The 17,475-nt window shown below is 63.5% G+C and carries 14 protein-coding genes; all 14 read left to right on the top strand.

Annotated elements, in window-relative coordinates:
• Nucleotides 1–43 precede the first annotated feature (43 nt).
• Complete coding sequence (locus GXP39_03340; protein ID NOZ27073.1) at nt 44–1,042, top strand: hypothetical protein; 999 nt, start codon at nt 44–46, stop codon at nt 1,040–1,042.
• A gap of 349 nt (nt 1,043–1,391) precedes the next feature.
• Nucleotides 1,392–2,450 (top strand): amidohydrolase, encoded by a 1,059-nt coding sequence (locus GXP39_03335; GenBank protein ID NOZ27072.1) that lies wholly within the window; start codon nt 1,392–1,394, stop codon nt 2,448–2,450.
• 107 nt (nt 2,451–2,557) lie between these two features.
• Nucleotides 2,558–3,631 (top strand): SIS domain-containing protein, encoded by a 1,074-nt coding sequence (locus tag GXP39_03330; protein NOZ27071.1) that lies wholly within the window; start codon nt 2,558–2,560, stop codon nt 3,629–3,631.
• Between the two features lie 8 nt (nt 3,632–3,639).
• Nucleotides 3,640–4,572, top strand: coding sequence for an AAC(3) family N-acetyltransferase (locus GXP39_03325; GenBank protein ID NOZ27070.1), 933 nt, complete (start codon nt 3,640–3,642; stop codon nt 4,570–4,572).
• A 43-nt stretch (nt 4,573–4,615) separates the two neighbouring features.
• A complete protein-coding gene (locus GXP39_03320) occupies nt 4,616–5,992 on the top strand; it encodes an extracellular solute-binding protein (GenBank protein ID NOZ27069.1) in 1,377 nt (458 codons plus the stop codon).
• Between the two features lie 320 nt (nt 5,993–6,312).
• Entirely contained in the window at nt 6,313–7,272 is a 960-nt protein-coding gene (locus tag GXP39_03315; protein ID NOZ27068.1) for a sugar ABC transporter permease, read from the top strand.
• 30 nt (nt 7,273–7,302) lie between these two features.
• Nucleotides 7,303–8,166 (top strand): carbohydrate ABC transporter permease, encoded by an 864-nt coding sequence (locus GXP39_03310; protein NOZ27067.1) that lies wholly within the window; start codon nt 7,303–7,305, stop codon nt 8,164–8,166.
• Between the two features lie 59 nt (nt 8,167–8,225).
• Nucleotides 8,226–9,773: an FGGY-family carbohydrate kinase gene (locus GXP39_03305; GenBank protein ID NOZ27066.1), complete on the top strand. Its 1,548-nt coding sequence runs from the start codon at nt 8,226–8,228 to the stop codon at nt 9,771–9,773.
• Between the two features lie 357 nt (nt 9,774–10,130).
• Nucleotides 10,131–10,613: an amidohydrolase family protein gene (locus tag GXP39_03300; GenBank protein NOZ27065.1), complete on the top strand. Its 483-nt coding sequence runs from the start codon at nt 10,131–10,133 to the stop codon at nt 10,611–10,613.
• Between the two features lie 78 nt (nt 10,614–10,691).
• Nucleotides 10,692–11,993, top strand: a complete 1,302-nt coding sequence (locus GXP39_03295) for a hypothetical protein (GenBank protein NOZ27064.1) — start codon at nt 10,692–10,694, stop codon at nt 11,991–11,993.
• Nucleotides 11,994–12,452: 459 nt separating this feature from the next.
• Nucleotides 12,453–13,493, top strand: coding sequence for an alcohol dehydrogenase catalytic domain-containing protein (locus GXP39_03290; GenBank protein ID NOZ27063.1), 1,041 nt, complete (start codon nt 12,453–12,455; stop codon nt 13,491–13,493).
• Nucleotides 13,494–13,668: 175 nt separating this feature from the next.
• Nucleotides 13,669–14,193, top strand: coding sequence for a hypothetical protein (locus tag GXP39_03285; GenBank protein ID NOZ27062.1), 525 nt, complete (start codon nt 13,669–13,671; stop codon nt 14,191–14,193).
• Between the two features lie 93 nt (nt 14,194–14,286).
• Complete coding sequence (locus GXP39_03280) at nt 14,287–15,885, top strand: DUF5060 domain-containing protein (protein ID NOZ27061.1); 1,599 nt, start codon at nt 14,287–14,289, stop codon at nt 15,883–15,885.
• Nucleotides 15,886–16,037: 152 nt separating this feature from the next.
• On the top strand, nt 16,038–17,453 hold the full coding sequence (locus tag GXP39_03275; protein ID NOZ27060.1) for a fucose isomerase: 1,416 nt from the start codon (nt 16,038–16,040) through the stop codon (nt 17,451–17,453).
• Nucleotides 17,454–17,475 lie beyond the last annotated feature (22 nt).

Below are 17,475 nucleotides of genomic sequence, written 5' to 3'. Positions count from 1 at the left end.
ATCGTGGACGCGATCATCGATTGAGAAGGACGGACGACGGATCATGGAAAAGCCGATCATCGCCATCACGATGGGAGATCCGGCGGGGATAGGGCCGGAGCTCGTCGTCAAGGTCCTCTCCCAGGATGAGACGTATGCGAGCTGTCGCCCCTTCGTCGTGGGTGACCTGTCGGTCATGCGGGAGGCCGCCGGGATCGTCGGCGCGGATCTGGCGTTCGAGCCGATCTCGTCGCCGGCCGAGGCCAAGTTCGCCCCGCCGCGCGTGGACGTCCTCCGCCCGGAGGGGGTGCGCATCGATCGCATCCCCCGGGGCCAGGTGGACCCGGCCATGGGGCGGGCCGCCGCCCTGTGCCTGCGCAAAGCCTTCGAGCTGGCCATGGCCGGGGAGGTGCATGGCGTGGTCTCGGCGCCCATGAACAAGGAGTCGTTCCACTTGGCCGGGTACGACTACATGGATGAGCTTGCGTACCTGGCCGACTTCACCGGGAGCACCGACGCGTTCATCCTGGGCGTGGTGGACTCCCTGTGGACCGTCGCCGTGACGGAGCACGTCCCCTTCCGTCAGATCGCGGGCCTGATTACGAAGGATCGGGTGCTCCGGTACATCGAGCGGATGCACGAGGCCCTGGTGCGGGCCGGGATCGAGCATCCCAGGATCGCGGTGGCGGCGCTGAACGTCCATGCCGGCGAGAGGGGCCTCTTCGGACGGGAGGAGATCGACGAGATCGGCCCGGCCATCGAGGAGGCGCAACGGCGAGGGATCGACGCCCAGGGCCCCTTCCCGGCCGACACATTGTTCCTGACGGCCATGGATCAAGGATACGCCGGCGTGGTCTGCATGTATCACGACCAGGCCAACATCGCGCGCAAGTTGCTGGCGCGCCGCTCGGGCGCCACGCTGTTCATGGGGCTGCCGGTCGTCTGCGGGACCACCGCGCACGGCACCGCCTTCGATATCGCCGGCCGGGGGATCGCGGACCCGGGCAGCCTGGCGACGGCGCTGAAGTACACGGTGAGGCTGTCCTCGGTAACAGGGTCATAGATGCAATGGCGCATGGCCCTGCGTCCCTATCACATCGAGTGGTAGGGGCAGGTCTCAGACCTGCCCCATGCGCATCAACTTAACGACGTAGGTAAGGACCTTCACTTGCCGCTCTTCACCATGTAGGGGCCGGCACGCCTGAAAGAGTGTAAGGGCGAGGCATCCTCGGAAGCACCGTCAGCATGAACGCTGGCACATCTGATGTAGAGGTCATGCATCGCGGCATCAACGCCGTAGGATGCCTCGCCCCTACGAGCTTAAATTGATACCAATGGGGCGAGTCTCAGACCTGTCCCTACAAAAGGGCGGTTGAGAAGATCCAAGGTGAGGAGGTTGACATTCCGCCACGATGAAGACGAGACAGATCCCGGCTGATGAGCTGTTGTTGCGAGAGTACATGCCGCGGCCGCGCCTGGTCGTCAAGGAGACGCGGATCGAGCGGCCGCGCTTCCCCGTCGTGGACGTCCACAACCATCTGGGGCCGGTCTTCGGCAACTGGGTAAAGCGGCCGGTGGAGGAGCTGCTGGCGCTGATGGACGAGGCGGGCGTGCAAATGATCGTGGACCTGGACGGCGGCTGGGATGACATCCTGGCCGAGCACATCGAGCACTTCCAGCGGCCTTATCCCGACCGCTTCGTCGTCTTCGCCCGGCTGAACTGGGAGCGCTGGGCCGAGGATCCGGATTTCCCGCGATACGCCGTGGAGAGCCTGCGCCGCAGCGCGGCCATGGGCGCTCGCGGCCTGAAGGTGTGGAAGGACCTGGGGCTGGGCATCCGGGATAGCGAGGGGTGCATGGTCCCCGTGGACGACGAGCGGCTGGATCCGTTATGGGAGGCGGCGGGCGAGCTGGGGCTCCCCGTTCTCATCCACATCGCCGATCCCGTCGCCTTCTTCGACCCGTTGGATCGCTTCAACGAGCGTTGGGAGGAGCTCTATGCCCATCCCGACTGGCACTTCTACGGTCCGGGGTTCCCCTCGTTTGAGGCGGTCATCGGCCAATTCGCCAATCTGGTGCGCCGCCATCCGGAGACGATCTTCATCGGCGCTCACGTGGGGGCTTATGCCGAGAATCTCACCTGGGTGGCGAACCTGATGGAAGAGTGCCCCAACTTCTACGTGGACATCGCGGAGCGGATCGCCGAGCTGGGCCGCCAGCCGTACACCGCCCGTCGCTTCCTGATCGAGTATCAGGATCGGGTGCTGTTCGGGATCGACCAGCCGGTGAACCCGGCGCTGTATCGCATCTACTATCGCTTCCTGGAGACGGACGACGAGTACTTCGCCTATGGGATCGAGGGGGTCCCTCGCCAGGGCCGGTGGCGCATCTATGGCGTGTATCTCCCGGATGAGGTGTTGCGCAAGATCTACCATGCTAACGCCTACCGTCTGTTGGGCCTACCTGGATGAAGATCGTCCTGTGATCCATTGTGATCACGAGCAGACCTTTCGTCCTTCGTCTTTCGTCTCTTGTCGCAAGCTCACGACATGACATCATATCTGGACAAGGAGATGCCATGGGGAACGACACACCAACCACAGAACGCGGTCGATACACCTATGAGGAGATCACATCGCAGCCGGAGGTGTGGGGCCAGACGCTGGCCGGCGCCCGCCAGAGCGCCGATGAGGTGCACGCCCTCCTGAGGCGGGACCCGGATGAGGTCCTGTTCATCGGCTGCGGCTCGACCTACTATCTCTCCCTGGCCGCGGCGGCCCTGTTGCAACGGCTCGCCGGCCGACGGGCGCGTGGCCTGCCGTCCTCCGAGCTGTGGTTTTATCCGGATGCGGTGTTGGGATCGGCCCGGCGTCCGCTGCTGGTGGCCGTCTCCCGCTCTGGCACGACCACGGAGACGTTGCGGGCCATAGAGACTTTCCAGGCCCACGGTGGCTCTGATGTGATGGTGGTCACCTGCTATCCGGATACTCCGATGGCCCAGGCCGGGCAGGCGGTGCTGGGGGCTCCCGCCGCGCAGGAGAGGAGCATCGCCCAGACCCGATCCTTTGCCAGCATGTATGTCCTGACGCAGGTGCTGGCGGGCTGGGCTGCCGGCGACGACGCGTATCTGGCCTCGTTGGAGCGGCTGCCCGAGGTGGGGCGGACCCTGCTGGATGATCACGCCGACCTGGCCGAGCGGTTGGGGGGCGATCTGGCGATCGATCGGGTGTTCTTCCTGGGCTCCGGCATCTACTATGGCCTGGCCTGTGAGACCATGCTGAAGATGAAGGAGATGTCCCTCACCTATGCCGAGGCCTTTCACTTCATGGAGTTTCGCCACGGCCCCAAGTCGATGGTGAACGAGCGCACCCTGGTGATCGGGATGGTGTCCGATTCGGTGCGTGAGCATGAGGTGGCCGTGTTGCGGGAGATGCGCGGGCTGGGAGCCCGGGTGTTGGCCATCGCCGAGGATGGCGCGTCGGACGATCTCGGCGGCGCCGAATTCGTCGTCACGTTGAAGAGCGGCCTGCCGGAGACAGCGCGTGGCGTGTTGTATCTGCCGTTGCTCCAGTTGATGGCCTACCATCGCTCCATGGCGAAGAGGCTGGATCCCGATCGGCCGCAGAATCTGGACGCGGTCGTCTATCTGTGAGGCGGCGGATGGCCGAAGCCGAGCATCTGCGAGGGCGTCCCGTCGTCACGCAGGAGCGGATCGCGGCCGACCTGCGCACGTTGGGGCTTGGCGCGGGGGATCGGGTGTTCTTTCACAGTTCCCTGCGCAGCATGGGGTATGTGGACGGCGGGGCGGAGGCGGTGATCCGGGCCTTTCAAGAGGTGGTAGGGCCCACGGGCACGCTGATGGTGCCCACCTTCGCCTGGGAGAGGCGAGGGTTTGATGTGCGGCGCACGCCTTCCCGGGTGGGGCGCATCACCGAGGTGTTCCGGCAGCAGCCGGGCGTGCGGCGGAGCTGGCATCCCACTCACTCGGTGGCGGTCTGGGGGGCGGATGCGGCCGCGCTGATCGAGGGACACCATCTGATGCCGGGGTTGGGGCCGGACAGCCCGCCGGCCCGCCTGGCGCGCCTGGGCGGATATGTGCTGCTGTTGGGTGTGGGTCACAATCGCAATTCCACGATCCACGTGGGCGAGGCGTGTGCGGACGTGCCGTATTGGGGGTATACCTGGCCGAAGCCGGACGAGCCGGTGCCGGTGGTGCTGCCCGATGGGCAGACAGTGTACGTCCCTTTGCTGCGGCCGCCCGGCTGCTCGGCCGGGTTCGAGGCCATCGGCCCGGTCCTGGAGGCGCGAGGGGTCGTGCGCAAGGGAGTCGTGGGGGCGGCTCCCGTCCAGCTCATGCGTGGGCAGGATCTGATCGACGCGGTGGTTGACCTGCTTCGGGGGGATCCGGCCGCGCTGTTGTGCGCCAATCCCGCCTGTGCCTCGTGCAATCGAGCGCGCGAGATCCTGACGAAGACGGGCATCACATCCAACGGAGGGGATGCCCGTGACCGGGACCATGCCTATGGAGTGAGGGAAGGAGGTGGTGCCACTGGTGCGATGAGACGGCGCTCTCAATCGATGGCAGGTAGCTGATAGGTCGGCAGTTTCCAACAATCATCCGTTAGGGAGGAAAGAAATGAGCGCAAAGCGATCTCACGGGATGTCACGGCGGGATTTCCTTCGGCTGGTGGGAACGGGCACAGCCGGTTTGGCCGCAGCCTCATTGGCGGCCGCCTGCGCCGCGCCCTCAGCAGCGCCCGCCGCCGAGTCGGAGAAGCCGACGCCTGCCCCCAGTAAAGTGACTCTCCGCCTGTGGTCCCATAGCAACCCTGCCTTCGTGCAAGCGAATGAGGCCCTCATCGAGAAGTGGCAGGAGAGCCACCCGGATGTGGAGATCAAGTACGAGTACTTCCCCTACGACGAGTTCATCCAGACGATCCAGACCTCGATGGCGGCCAAGAATGAGGCCGATATCATGGAGATGTTCGGGAGCTGGGTCCAGTCCTACGCCAAGGGGGGAACCCTGTCGCCGGCGCCGGAGGACGTGATCACCCTGTCCGAGGCGCGCGATCTGTTCTACGCCGCGCCGCTGGATGGCTACGTCTGGGAGGGCACGCTGTACGGGCTTCCCAACGAGTACAACCTGGAGAACGGCGGTGTCCTGGTCAATAAGCGGATGTACGGGGAGGCCGAACTGCCGTACCCGCCGGAGTGGGGGTCATGGGATGAGCTGGTCCAGGATGCCAAGAAGCTGACCAAGTGGGAAGGGGATGTCATGACCGTGGCCGGTTTCCACTATGTCACCGGCGATGGTTTGGGCTTCCTGCTGTGGGAGGGCATCCTGGAGCGTGGCGGCGACTACTTCGCAGACGACAAGGTCCATCTGAACTTCCTGACGCCCCAGGCTCAGGAGACCGTGCAGTGGCTGGTGGACATGGCGGTCAAGGACAAGGTCGTCGATCCCTTCACCTTCAATCTGGACTCCAACTGGGTCGGCGACGCCTTCTTCCAGGGCCTGGTGGCGATCGGCTACATCGGCCCCTGGATCGTGCCGGTGGCCCGCATCAACCACCCGGACTTCCCGGACGAGTGGAACTATGTCTCCTGCCCATACTACGGAGACCAGATGGCCTTTGCCGCCGACTCCGGCTGGGGCAAGGTGGTGTCGCCCAACAGCGAGAACCTGCAGTCGGCCTGGGAGTTCAGCAAGTTCTGCACCATCGATCAGACCAACGCCCGAGAGTGGAACGTGACCACGGGCACGGTGCCGGCCCTCAAGGCCGTCGCCGAGGATCCCACCCTCCTCAACGACCTCGACTGGCTGGGTCCCAGCCTGAAGGTGCTGCCTTATGGCCGCTATGTGGGAGACCTCCAGGATCGTGACTTCATCTGGTACAACGTCGTGGCGACCCGCCTGGTCGAGACGATGCAGGGACAGCATACGGTGGAAGAGGCGTTGGCCATCATGCATGAAGAGGCGAACGCCATGATCGACAGCAAGATCAAGTCGTGAGTGGAATCAGGGCCTGGGTGACCCCATCGGGGCGTTGCCCAGGCCCCGCCGCTTAGGTGGTGTATCCCTTTCGGTGAGGGTCGCTGCGGGCAGGATTGGAGAGTAGGACGGGTCATCCGGCCCCTGCTTGTGGAGGGGAAACCCTTCACATCGCTTGTCCCTGACCTGCCCGGCCTCGGCCCGGATCCCCGCGAAAAGGGCCGAAGGGGATAGGTGCGGGCTGGAAGAGCGGGGTTTCGTGGAGAGCACGCGGCTGGGGGATGTTCCCAGGCACCTTGGCGGTGAGTTTTCAGACACACTCTTTAGAGAGCGAGGGTCCCATGACGATCCTAGGACGCAGGCAAGGTGGGCTGTCTCGGAGCCAGCGATTCTTCGTCACCACGTCGCTCACTCCGATCATGATCTACATGATGGCCTTCACATTACTGCCCATGATCTGGGCCGTGCTGATCACCTTCTTCCGGTACAGCCCGACCCGACAGGGGGGATTTCTGGGCTTGGGAGGGGAGAATCGTTTTCTGGGCTTAGGGAATTATCTGGATCTGTTCTCCGATTCCCCCTCCGGGCGGCTCTTTCGCGTCGCCGTCAAGAACACCTTCATCTTCGCCCTGTTGGTGCTCCCATTGAATCTGGCGATCACCCTCCCGCTGGCTGTGCTGATCGAGTCGGTGCGTGAGCGGTTCAAGACGATCTTTCGCACGATCTATTTCTTGCCCACCGTCACCTCCCTGGTCGCCGTATCCCTGGTCTGGGGGGTCATCTACAATCCGACGTTTGGGCTCCTCAACCTGCTCTTGCGGTCGGTGGGCCTGAAAGGGATGTCCTGGCTGAGCGATCCGCAGACCACCGTTCTCGGCGTTCCCCTTCCCATGATCTGTCTGATCGTGACCTATGTCTGGCAGGACATGGGCTATAACCTGGTCATCTTCATCGCCGGGATTCAGGGCATCCCGGAGGTGTTTCACGAGGCGGCCCGGGTGGATGGGGCCAACGCCTGGCAGCGGTTCTGGCGCATCACGCTGCCCCTTCTGCGCCCCACGTTGACCTTCGTGATCGTGATGACGATGCTCTCCTCCTGGCAGGTGTTCGTCATCTTCTACGTGATGACGCGTGGGGGGCCGGGTAACGCCACCCGCACGCTCGTTTTGCACATCTATGAGACGGCCTTCCGCCACCAGGAGATGGGACTGGCGGCCACGATGGCGATCGCGCTCTTTGCGATCATCCTGATCACCACCCTGATTCAGTTACGCGTCTTGCGGCAAGAGTGGGAGTATTGATCCATGGCTACTGTACAAAGCGCGGGTGCAATGACGAAGTCCGGCGTTCGGTCGAGGGCGAGGCATAGGATAGGCGTCTCCTTGGGACGTCTCCTGATCTACGGGGTGTTGACGGCGGGCTGCCTGGTGACCCTGGTGCCGTTCCTGTGGATGCTGGGTACCTCCTTCAAGTCCTCTACGGAGATCATCAAGCTGCCCCCGACCCTGATCCCGGAGCATCCCACGTTGCAGAGCTACCGGACGATCTTCACGGATCCCCGGGTGCCATTGGCCCGCTTTTACTTCAACAGCCTCTTCGTCAGCGTCAGCGTGGTGGCCATGATCCTGTTCACCAGCTCGCTGGCGGGCTTTATCTTCGCCAAATACCAGTTCTTTGGGAAGAACCTCCTGTTCACGCTGATCCTGGCGACCATGATGATCCCCTTCCAGGTCACCATGATCCCGGCCTATCTGATCCTGGTCCGCCTGCACCTGACGGACTCCCTGTGGGGGCTGATCGTCCCCTCGGCGGTGAACGCCTTTGGCATCTTCCTCATGAAGCAGTTCATCGAGAGCATTCCCAGCGAGCTGATCGACGCGGCCCGGATCGACGGCGCGTCCGAGTTCAGCATCTACTGGCGGATCATCTTGCCGCAGATGGGACCGGCTCTGGCCACTCTGGGCATCTTTCAGTTCATGGGGACCTGGAATGACTATCTGTGGCCGTTGATCGTCATCACCACGACGGAGCGGCGCACGTTGCCCATCATGCTCACCTGGTATAACTCCCAGCACGGCTCGCGCCAGGACCTCTCCATGGCCGCCTCCGTGCTGGTGATCCTGCCTATCACCATCGTGTATTTCCTGTTCCAGCGTTGGATCGTGCGCGGGATCGCATTGACAGGGTTTAAGTGATTCGCGTCAGCCAAAGGCATGGAAAGCGACCCCCATGAACAGGACAGGGAGGGGCCACCGTGGCGGATTACCTGATCGGCGTCGATTACGGCACGGGGGGTGCCAAGGCGTGCATCATCAACGCCCAGGGCGATGTCCTGGGCTTCGCCTTTGAGGAATATCCCTTCATCCACGAACATCCCGGCTGGTCAGAACACGACCCACATCTCTATTGGGAGATCGCGTGTCGCCTCATCGGGGGCGTGCGCGAGCAATCCGGCGTGGACCCGAGGGAGATACGGGGGATCGCGGTCTCCTCCGCGTTGCCCTCTATGGTGATGGTGGATAAGGATCACAACCCCATCCACCGCGCGTACAACCTGATGGACCGCCGGGCGACGAAAGAGGTCGAATGGCTCAAGGAGCGCATCGGAGAGGATCGGATCTTCCAGATCACCGGCAATCGGCTGGAGGATCACCCTACCCTCGTCAACCTGCTGTGGGAGAAGAACAACCGGCCCGACTCGTTCAAGCAGATATGGAAAGCCTTGACCATCGATGGGTTCATCACGCTTCGACTCACGGGCAAGGCGACGCTGAACTACTCCGCCGCGGCGTTCTATGGCGTAGCCTACAACCTGCGCGAGCGCCGGTTTGAAGAGGGTCTGATGCGGGAGATCGGGATCGACCCGGGCCTGATGCCCGATCTCTTCGAGTGCACGGATGTCGTGGGCGAGGTGACGCCACGGGCCGCGGAGCAGACGGGGCTGGTGCCGGGCATTCCGGTGGCGGCCGGGCAGGTGGATTGCAACGCCGGCTGGGTGGGGGCCGGCGCCGTCGAGGAAGGGGATATCCAGAGCAACCTCGGCAGCGTGGGCAACTTCGGCGTCGTTCACAGAGACTTGGATTTCATCTTCTCGCCTGTGGGCCGGCTGATGATCAACTTCCCCTACACCGTGGACTCCGCGAATACCTACGTCACCGTGCCCTCCACCATGACCGGCGGCCAGTCGATCCGATACCTGCGCGATGTCTTCTCCCAGTATGAGGTCGAGGTGGAGCGGGTACTGGGGGTCTCCTCCTACGATCTCCTGAACCTGCAGGCGCAGAGGGTCCCCCCGGGCAGCGAGGGGCTGATCATCCTGCCGTTCCTGATGGGGGAGCGGACCCCGATCTGGGACCCGCTAGCTCGCGGCGTGATCTTCGGCCTGTCCCTCAATCACACGAAGGGGCACATCGTCCGGGCCATGATGGAGGCGGTCGCCTACGCGCTGTATGACAACTTCCGGCTGATCCGGGAGGCTGGCCTGAAGCTCAATCTCCCGCTGGTGCTGAATGAGGGTGGAGCGGTCAGCAAGTTGTGGCGGCAGATCATCACCGACGTCTTCAACGTGCCGACGGTGCTGGTGAAGCGCCGAACCGGCGCCCCGTTCGGCGATGCCATCCTGGCCGGCGTGGCCACGGGGGTCTTCAAGGACTTCTCCGTGGCCAAGGAATGGGCGGAGTACATCGATCGCATGGAGCCGAACGGGGAAAACCACGAGCTGTACATGCGATACTTCGCGCTGTACAAGCGGCTTTACGAGCACGTGAAAGAGGACTTCAGGGAGCTCGCCCAGCTGGTTTGAAGAGATGACGGCGGACGATGGGCGACGGACCGTTCCATCTGCCCTTTGCCCTTCGTCTTTCGTCCATCGTCGTATGTTCAGACGAGATGGGAGACCCTATGATCATAGATTCGCACGTCCACCTGAAGCACGGAGATGCGCTGCGGACGGAGTACGATGCGGAGACCATCGTGCGGGTCATGGATGAGGTGGGGATCGACAGGTCCGTCGTGTTCGCCATGTCCACCACCACCCAGCATTCCATCAAGATGGCCCAGGCGGCCGTCGAGCGGTTCCCGGATCGGTTGATCCCCTATGTGTACGCTCTACCCAGCTATGAGCGCCCGGTCCTCGAGCAGATCGAGTGGGCGATCTCCGTTGGGGTTCAAGGGGATCAAGATCCACGCCGGGGAGTGCAGCCTGGCGGAATACGTGATCGATCCCGTCATCGATCTCGCCGGCAGGCTGGGGGTTCCCTGTCTCATCGACTGCATGGGCCGATACGATGCCATCGAGCGCATGGCGAAGGCCTTCCCTGAGACGAAGATCATCGTCGCGCACATGGGGAAATACCTCTGCACCGATGAGTCCCTTATCGACCGCTTTATTGCCCTGGCTCAGGCACATCGCAATCTCTTTCTCGACGTCAGTGGCGTCGTCATGCCCTGGAAGATCCAGGAGGCGGCGCAGAGGCTCGGCGCCGACCGGGTCATCTTCGGGACGGACGGCCCGCATGGGAAGCCGGATGTGGTCACCTACGCCCGTCTGGAGTTGGAGAAGATCCGGATGCTGAAGTTGAGCCCAGAGGACGAGGCCGCGATCCTGGGCGGCTCGATCGCGCAGCTTCTTGGTCATGTCTGAGGGCGTCTCTGGCCATGCCACCACAAAGACACCAGGGCACCAAGAGTCGACAACGCCATCACGGCAAGGTGTGTCATCATGGAGCTCTTAGAACATCTGCAGGAACGTGAGGCGCGAGGCGATCCGATCCGTGTCGGCCTGGTGGGTTGTGGGCAGATGGGCTCGGGCATGGCTCACGTGACCCACCAGATGGCGGGTATGGAGACCGTTGCCTTCGCGGATATCGACATCGATCGTCCGCTGCAGACCCTTCGATCGATGGGGCTCTCTGAGTCGCAGGTCTGTGTGACCAACAGGTTGGGCGGGGCTGAGGACGCCCTGCGCGAGGGCAAGTACCTGGTTACGGAGGACGCGCTGCTCCTGACCCGGCTGGAGGGTCTGCATGCCGTCGTGGAGGCCACGGGGCTTGCCGAGGTCGGCGCCCAGGTGGCCTGGAACGGCATCATGAGCCGCAAGACGGTGGTGATGCTGAACGTGGAAGCGGACGTCACCGTGGGCGTGTTGTTGAATCGCCTGGCGGAGCGGGAGGGGGCGGTGTACACCGTGGCCTTTGGCGACGAGCCGGGCGTGTGCATGATGTTGTATCAACAGGCTCGCTCGCTGGGTTTCGAGGTCGTGTGTTTGGGCAAGGGCAAGAACAATCCCATTGACTTCGGGGCCACGCCGGATTCCTGCCGCGAGGAGGCTGAGCGCAAAGGTATGAACCCAAAGATGCTGGCCGCCTTCAAGGATGGCACCAAGACGATGGTGGAGATGGCGGCCGTGTCCAACGCCACCGGCCTGGTGCCGGATGTTCCAGGTATGCACGGGGCGAAGGTGGATATCCCGGACCTGAGCCGGGTTTACGTGCCCAGGGAGGACGGTGGCATCCTCGGCCATCGCGGCTGTGTCGACTTCTCCACGGGTAAGGTCGCCCCCGGCGTCTTCGCCGTCATTACCACGGACGACCCTCGCATCCGGGAAGACATGGCCTTTTACTCCATGGGCCCTGGCCCTTACTACACGCTGTATCGTCCCTATCACCTGTGTAGCGCGGAGACCCCGCTTTCCATCGCGGAGGCGGTCATCTACGGGGAGAGGACCCTGGCCTCCAGGCGGCTGGTCTCCGAGGTCGTCGCCATCGCCAAGCGGGATCTGAAGGCCGGCGAGGTGGTGGGGGACATCGGCAGCGCGGACATCCTGGGACGGATTTACACCTGCGAGGAGGCCAGAGCAGTGAAGGGGATCCCGGTTGGCATCGCTCCGGGCGGCAAGGTCCTCCAGGACGTGCCGAAAGGGGCGATGCTGACCGAGGAGAACTTCGCGCCCGATCCGACGAAGTTCGTGTACAAACTGCGCCAACTCCAGGACGCTATGCTGTCCATGGAAAGCGAAGGGTGACCTCACCCCAGCCTCCTTCCCTCAAGTTTGGCCTTTCGGGTAGCGGAGGGCATTGCCCTCACCCGAATGAGATATGGGGTAGTGCTGCGAAGAAAGTCGTGTGTATGGGGGCTCAAAGGAAAAGGCCAAAGTCCAGGGAAGGAGGTCCGCCGAAGGCGGCGAGGGTGGGCTTAGAGCGCGTCTGAGGAATGCCATTGCTTCTGCGGGGAGGCCCGGAGGGGCGGAGCCCCTCCGGAAAAAGCCCTTCTTCCGCCTTCGACCTGCCCGGCCTCGGCCTGGGTCCTTCGGAAAGGGCCGAGAAAGGCAGGTGCGGGCCGGAAAAGTGGAATTTCCGTGGAGGGGAGGACCCCTCCACACCTTCCCCTGTGGAGCTGATAGCTGAGGGAGACCCTCAAACACCTGATCGGTAAATCTTCAGACACGCTCTTAGGAAGAGGGGAAAGCATGATGGCGGATACGATGAAGGCGATCGTCGTGCGGGCACCGATGAAGTTCGCCCTGGAAGACGTGCCGATGCCCGAGGTGCCCAAAGGCGGCATGCTCCTGAAGGTGATCGCCTGCGGGCTATGCGGCAGCGATCTGCGAACGTTGCGAAGTGGACATCGGCGGGTGGCCTTTCCGTGGATCATCGGGCACGAGATCTGTGGTACGGTGGTTGAGGTGGGGCCAACGTATCAGGGCAGATGGCGGCCGGGGGATCTGTTGGCCGTGGGGCCGCCGGTCCACTGCGACCGGTGCGACTTCTGCATCAATGGGCAGTTCGATCTGTGCGAGAACCATCGGGAGATCGCGCAGGATTGGCCTGGCGGCTTCGCGGAGTATGTCGCTATCCCAGAGGAGGCCATCCGGTGGGGCTCCATCTGGCCGGTGCCCGACGGCCTGGACCCGGTCTACGCCGCCATCTCGGAACCCATCTCCTCGTGCGTCAACGCCCAGGAGCGGGGTCGGGTGGGGCTGGGCGATACTGTGGTGGTCATCGGCGCTGGCCCCATCGGCTGCATTCACATCTCCCTGGCGCGAGCGCGTGGCGCCGACCGCGTCATCCTGGTGAATCGTGGCGAGGCGCGGATCCGCCTGGCCCAGGCTTTCGAGCCCGACGAGGTCGTCGTTTCCTCGAAGATGGACCCGGTTGCCGAGGTGCGACGACTGACCGATGGCAAGGGGGCAGACGTGGTGATCACAGCCACGCCCGCGCCCGTCTCTGTGGTCCAGGCGGTGGAGATGGCCAAGAAGGGCGGCCGCATCCTCATCTTCGGCGGCCTTCCGAAGGATGACAGCAAGCCGCCCGTGGATATCAACGTCGTGCACTACAACGCCCTGCACCTCATCGGCGCGACCACCTTTGCCCCACGACACCAGCGCTTCGCTCTGCAGTTGTTGGCCTCGGGCCGGATCCCCGGCGACAAACTCGTCACCCATCGCTTCCCACTCGCACAATTCGCCGAGGGAGTTCAATTGGCGATGGAAGGGAAGGCGATCAAGGTCGTGTTCCTGCTGTAAGTTTCCTGTCGATCATCGCCGAGGCGCGGGCTCGCGGAGAAGGCGGTTCTTCCGTCTGTTGGCCCGCGGGTGGCACGGTTAGGAGATCGGCCATAGCGCCAGGATATGCCAGGAACGCGGTCTTTCTTTCGTCATTCGTCCGTCGTCGTATTTCCAGACTACACGGAGATGTGTGATGCCAAATACGGATAGGGAAGATCAACTCCCGTTTCTCAAGAACGGGATCGCCCAGGTGGGGATCATCGTGCCGGACCTGGACGCAGCCATGAAGGCTTACTGGGAACGGTTTGGCATTGGCCCCTGGCATGTTTACACATACGGCAAGCCGCTGGTGAAGCGGATGACGTACCGCGGTCGTCCTTCCGAGTACAGGATGCGCATCGCGCTCTCCTGGATCGGGCCTTTGCGTATCGAGCTCATCGAGATGTTGGAGGGGGACACGGTATACGCCGAGTTCGTCCAAGAGCACGGCTATGGGGTGCATCACTTTGGCGTGTTGGTAGAGGACATGGAAGAGGCCCTGGCGTGGGCGGAGGAGGCCGGGCTGGCCATGACGCAGGACGGCGCGGGCTTCGGGCTGGATGGAGATGGGCACTACGCCTATCTGGACACGGAGGAGGAGATCGGCATCACCATCGAGCTCATCCAACGCCCCAAACGCCGCGTGCCGCCGGAGCGGATATACCCTCCGGAGGAATAACGGACCCTCTTCAAGAATGTGGTCTTCGTGCCCGCCGTGAGGGAGCCGTGTCAAGCGCCCTTTCAGGCCGCGGAGATGTCTTGCGAGGAGGAGATGAGCGAGATGAAGATCCCCTATCGCACTGTGCACGAATGGACAGTGCAAAGCGAGCGCGCGTATGAGAACCCGTTCACCGATGTGAGGTTGGACGCCACCTTTACCGCGCCATCCGGCCGGGCGTTCACGATCCCTGGCTTCTACGATGGGGATCGCACCTGGCGGATGCGATTCAACCCGGGCGAAGTCGGGCGGTGGACGTATCGCATCGCCGCGTACCCGGAGGATCCCGATCTCCATCAGGAGGGCGAATTCGAGGTGACGCCGCGGGAGACACGGGGGTTCCTCAAGGCCACCCCCGGGCGTGCCTGGGGCTTCCACTACGAATCGGGCGAGGCGACTTTCATCCTGGGGGACACCACGTACAACCTGTTCGGCATGGCCCACTGCGGCCTGGATGTGCCGTCGTTTCTGCGCCGCCGGGCCGGGCAAGGCTTCAATCTGCTCCGGGTGCGCGTGCCCGTGAGCCCCTTCCACCCGCCCGAGGGCTACAGCGACTGGCAGACCCGCCGCACCTGGCCGTGGGGAGGCAGCGAGCAATCGCCGCGCTTCGATCGCTTCAACCTGGACTACTTCCACACGGTGGATCAGGTGGTGCGTCAGGCGGAGGAGCTGGGCCTGGGCTTCGAGATGATCATGGAAGCTTGGGGGTTCGAGTTCCCCTTCAATAGCCGAAACATCTTCGTCCCCGAGTGGGAGGAGCTATGGATGCGCTATCTCATCGCCCGCTACGACGCCTTCAACTGCGTCTACTTCTGGACGTTGATGAACGAGTATGAGTATTACCCCAATGGTGACTGGCACTACAAGCCGGTGGCCGACCGTTGGGCCATGCGCATGGGGCGCTGGGTGAAGCAGGTGGCGCAGCACGGGCATATCGTGTCGGTCCATAACGGCCCGCGGGAGCCGGCCTTTGCCCGTCGCTTCGCCGCCGACCCCGGTGCGATCGACGCCATCATGTTCCAGGAGTGGGGGACGCGGGACAGGGAGAACGGCTGGCTGGCGATGGGGATCGAGGAGCAGATCGAGCGCAGCCTGGCGGGTTGGTGGTGCTCAGCCGTGTTCGCCGAGTACGGCTACGAGCGGAACCCGGAGCTGCCGCTCGGATTCCCCGCCCATGAGTTCTGCGACCCGGAGCACACGCGGCGGGGCGCCTGGCGCGGCGCCTTCTGCGCGTTGGGGATCATCCATGGCTTCGAGAATACGTGGGGACCGTTCGCCGTCCTGGATCGGGACCAGCCGGGACTGGCCTCCCTGCTCCACCTGCGCCGCTTCTTCACCGAGCTCGTGCCCTTCCATCGAATGCGTCCCGCGCCGGAGCTGATCGCGCAGGGCGCGTATGCGCCCGGTCGGCGCCCGTTGGCGCTGGCAACGGAGGATCGGGAGGTGGTGGCGGCCTATCTGCCCGTGGGCGGCGCGGTCGAGCTTGTATTGCCCGCGAGTAAGCCATACCAGGCGCGATGGTTCGATCCCAGGACGGGCGATCTGCGGACGGCGGATCTGTCTGAGGCCGACGGCCGATGGCGTTTCGTCGCCCCGCCGGGCCAGGACGAACAGGGGCATCCTTGGGATTGGGTACTTGTGGTATCCAATTGAGTAGGGCGCACGGCCGTGCGCCCCTACGAAAGGATTGTGTTGCCTATTCCACTTTATGAACGTGCGGGTTTTGAATAACAAGGGAACTTGGCGCTCTTTGCGCCCTTTGCGGTTCCTATGCCCCTCTCAAGTCCAGGAAAGGAGCGGAGAAGATGGAGCAGGGAAAGGTCACGCTGGGCGTCATCATCGGTAACCGGGATTTCTTCCCCGACGTGCTGGTCACCGAGGCGAGGCAGGACATTTTGAAGGTCCTGGACGAGATGAACATCGACGCGGTGATCCTGGGCGAGACGGACACCAAGCTGGGTGGTGTGGAGACCTGGGAGGATGCCAAGAAGTGCGCCGCGCTGTTCAAGGCGAATCAGGATAGGATCGACGGTATCCTGGTCGTGCTGCCCAACTTCGGCGACGAGAAGGGCGTGGCGGACACGATCAAGCTGTCCGGCCTCGACGTGCCCATCCTGGTCCAGGCCTATCCCGATGATCTGGACGGGTTCCATGTGGAGCGGCGCCGAGATGCCTTCTGCGGCAAGATCTCCGTATGCAACAACCTGCGCCAATACGGCTTCCCGTTCACGCTGACCGAGCTGCACACGGTACACCCGACCAGTGACGAGTTCAAGGCCGATCTGCAGAAGTTCGTGGGCGTCTGTCGCGTGATGAAGGGGCTGCGAAACGCCCGGCTGGGCGCCGTGGGCGCGCGTCCCAACGCCTTCAACACTGTGCGCTTCAGCGAGAAACTGCTCCAGGCCTATGGCATCACCGTCAGCACCATCGATCTCTCCGAGGTGTTCGGCGCGGCCGATAAGCTGGCCGACGACGACCCGAAGGTGAAACAGCGTCTGGAGGAGATCCAGGCGTATCTCCCGGCCGAGGGTGTGCCCTCGCCCGCGCTGGTCAAGATGGCCAAGCTGGGCATCGTCATCGATGACTGGATGGCTGCCAACGACCTCGACGCGACCGCCATCCAGTGCTGGACCTCGGTGCAGCAGAATTACGGGGTCAACGTATGCACGCTCATGAGCATGATGAGCGAGAAGCTGATGCCCAGCGCCTGCGAGGTGGATATCACCGGCGTGGCCTCCATGTATGCGCTGCAGCTGGCCTCCGGCAAGCCCAGCGCGCTGGTGGACTGGAACAACAACTACGGCGGCGACCCGAACAAGTGCGTCCTGTTCCACTGCGGCAACTGGGCCCGGAGCTTCTTCCCGGAGGCGAGGATGGCCTACGCCGATGTGCTGGCCACGATGCTGGGGAGGGAGAACACGTACGGGGCCATCGCCGGCCGCGTGCCTGCCGGCCCCGTGAGTTTCGCTCGGATCACCACGGACGATCGGAACGGTGTGATCCGCACCTATGTGGGCGATGGCACGTTCACCGACGATCCGCTGGATACCTTCGGCAGCCGTGCCGTGGTGGAGGTGCCGGGCCTACAAAAGCTCCTGCGGCATGTCTGCAAGAACGGCTTCGAACACCATGTCGCCATGAACCCATCGCGCTCGGCGGCCATCCTGGCCGAGGCGTTCGAGACGTATTTCGGGTGGGACGTGTATTACCACGAGGGATAAGGGCGGCGGGGTGATCTCGAAC

The sequence above is a fragment of the Chloroflexota bacterium genome (assembly GCA_013152435.1).
Taxonomy (GTDB): domain Bacteria; phylum Chloroflexota; class Anaerolineae; order DUEN01; family DUEN01; genus DUEN01.
The sequence above is the reverse complement of the archived record's forward strand: the minus strand, read 5'-3'. Positions and strand labels throughout refer to the sequence as shown.

What these genes read in the sequence shown, in the direction of transcription:
- GXP39_03340 (NOZ27073.1), top strand. Translation starts at nt 44, where the DNA reads ATGGAAAAGCCGATCATCGCCATCACGATGGGAGATCCGGCGGGGATA.
- GXP39_03335 (NOZ27072.1), top strand. Translation starts at nt 1,392, where the DNA reads ATGAAGACGAGACAGATCCCGGCTGATGAGCTGTTGTTGCGAGAGTAC.
- GXP39_03330 (NOZ27071.1), top strand. Translation starts at nt 2,558, where the DNA reads ATGGGGAACGACACACCAACCACAGAACGCGGTCGATACACCTATGAG.
- GXP39_03325 (NOZ27070.1), top strand. Translation starts at nt 3,640, where the DNA reads ATGGCCGAAGCCGAGCATCTGCGAGGGCGTCCCGTCGTCACGCAGGAG.
- GXP39_03320 (NOZ27069.1), top strand. Translation starts at nt 4,616, where the DNA reads ATGAGCGCAAAGCGATCTCACGGGATGTCACGGCGGGATTTCCTTCGG.
- GXP39_03315 (NOZ27068.1), top strand. Translation starts at nt 6,313, where the DNA reads ATGACGATCCTAGGACGCAGGCAAGGTGGGCTGTCTCGGAGCCAGCGA.
- GXP39_03310 (NOZ27067.1), top strand. Translation starts at nt 7,303, where the DNA reads ATGACGAAGTCCGGCGTTCGGTCGAGGGCGAGGCATAGGATAGGCGTC.
- GXP39_03295 (NOZ27064.1), top strand. Translation starts at nt 10,692, where the DNA reads ATGGAGCTCTTAGAACATCTGCAGGAACGTGAGGCGCGAGGCGATCCG.
- GXP39_03290 (NOZ27063.1), top strand. Translation starts at nt 12,453, where the DNA reads ATGAAGGCGATCGTCGTGCGGGCACCGATGAAGTTCGCCCTGGAAGAC.
- GXP39_03285 (NOZ27062.1), top strand. Translation starts at nt 13,669, where the DNA reads ATGCCAAATACGGATAGGGAAGATCAACTCCCGTTTCTCAAGAACGGG.
- GXP39_03280 (NOZ27061.1), top strand. Translation starts at nt 14,287, where the DNA reads ATGAGCGAGATGAAGATCCCCTATCGCACTGTGCACGAATGGACAGTG.
- GXP39_03275 (NOZ27060.1), top strand. Translation starts at nt 16,038, where the DNA reads ATGGAGCAGGGAAAGGTCACGCTGGGCGTCATCATCGGTAACCGGGAT.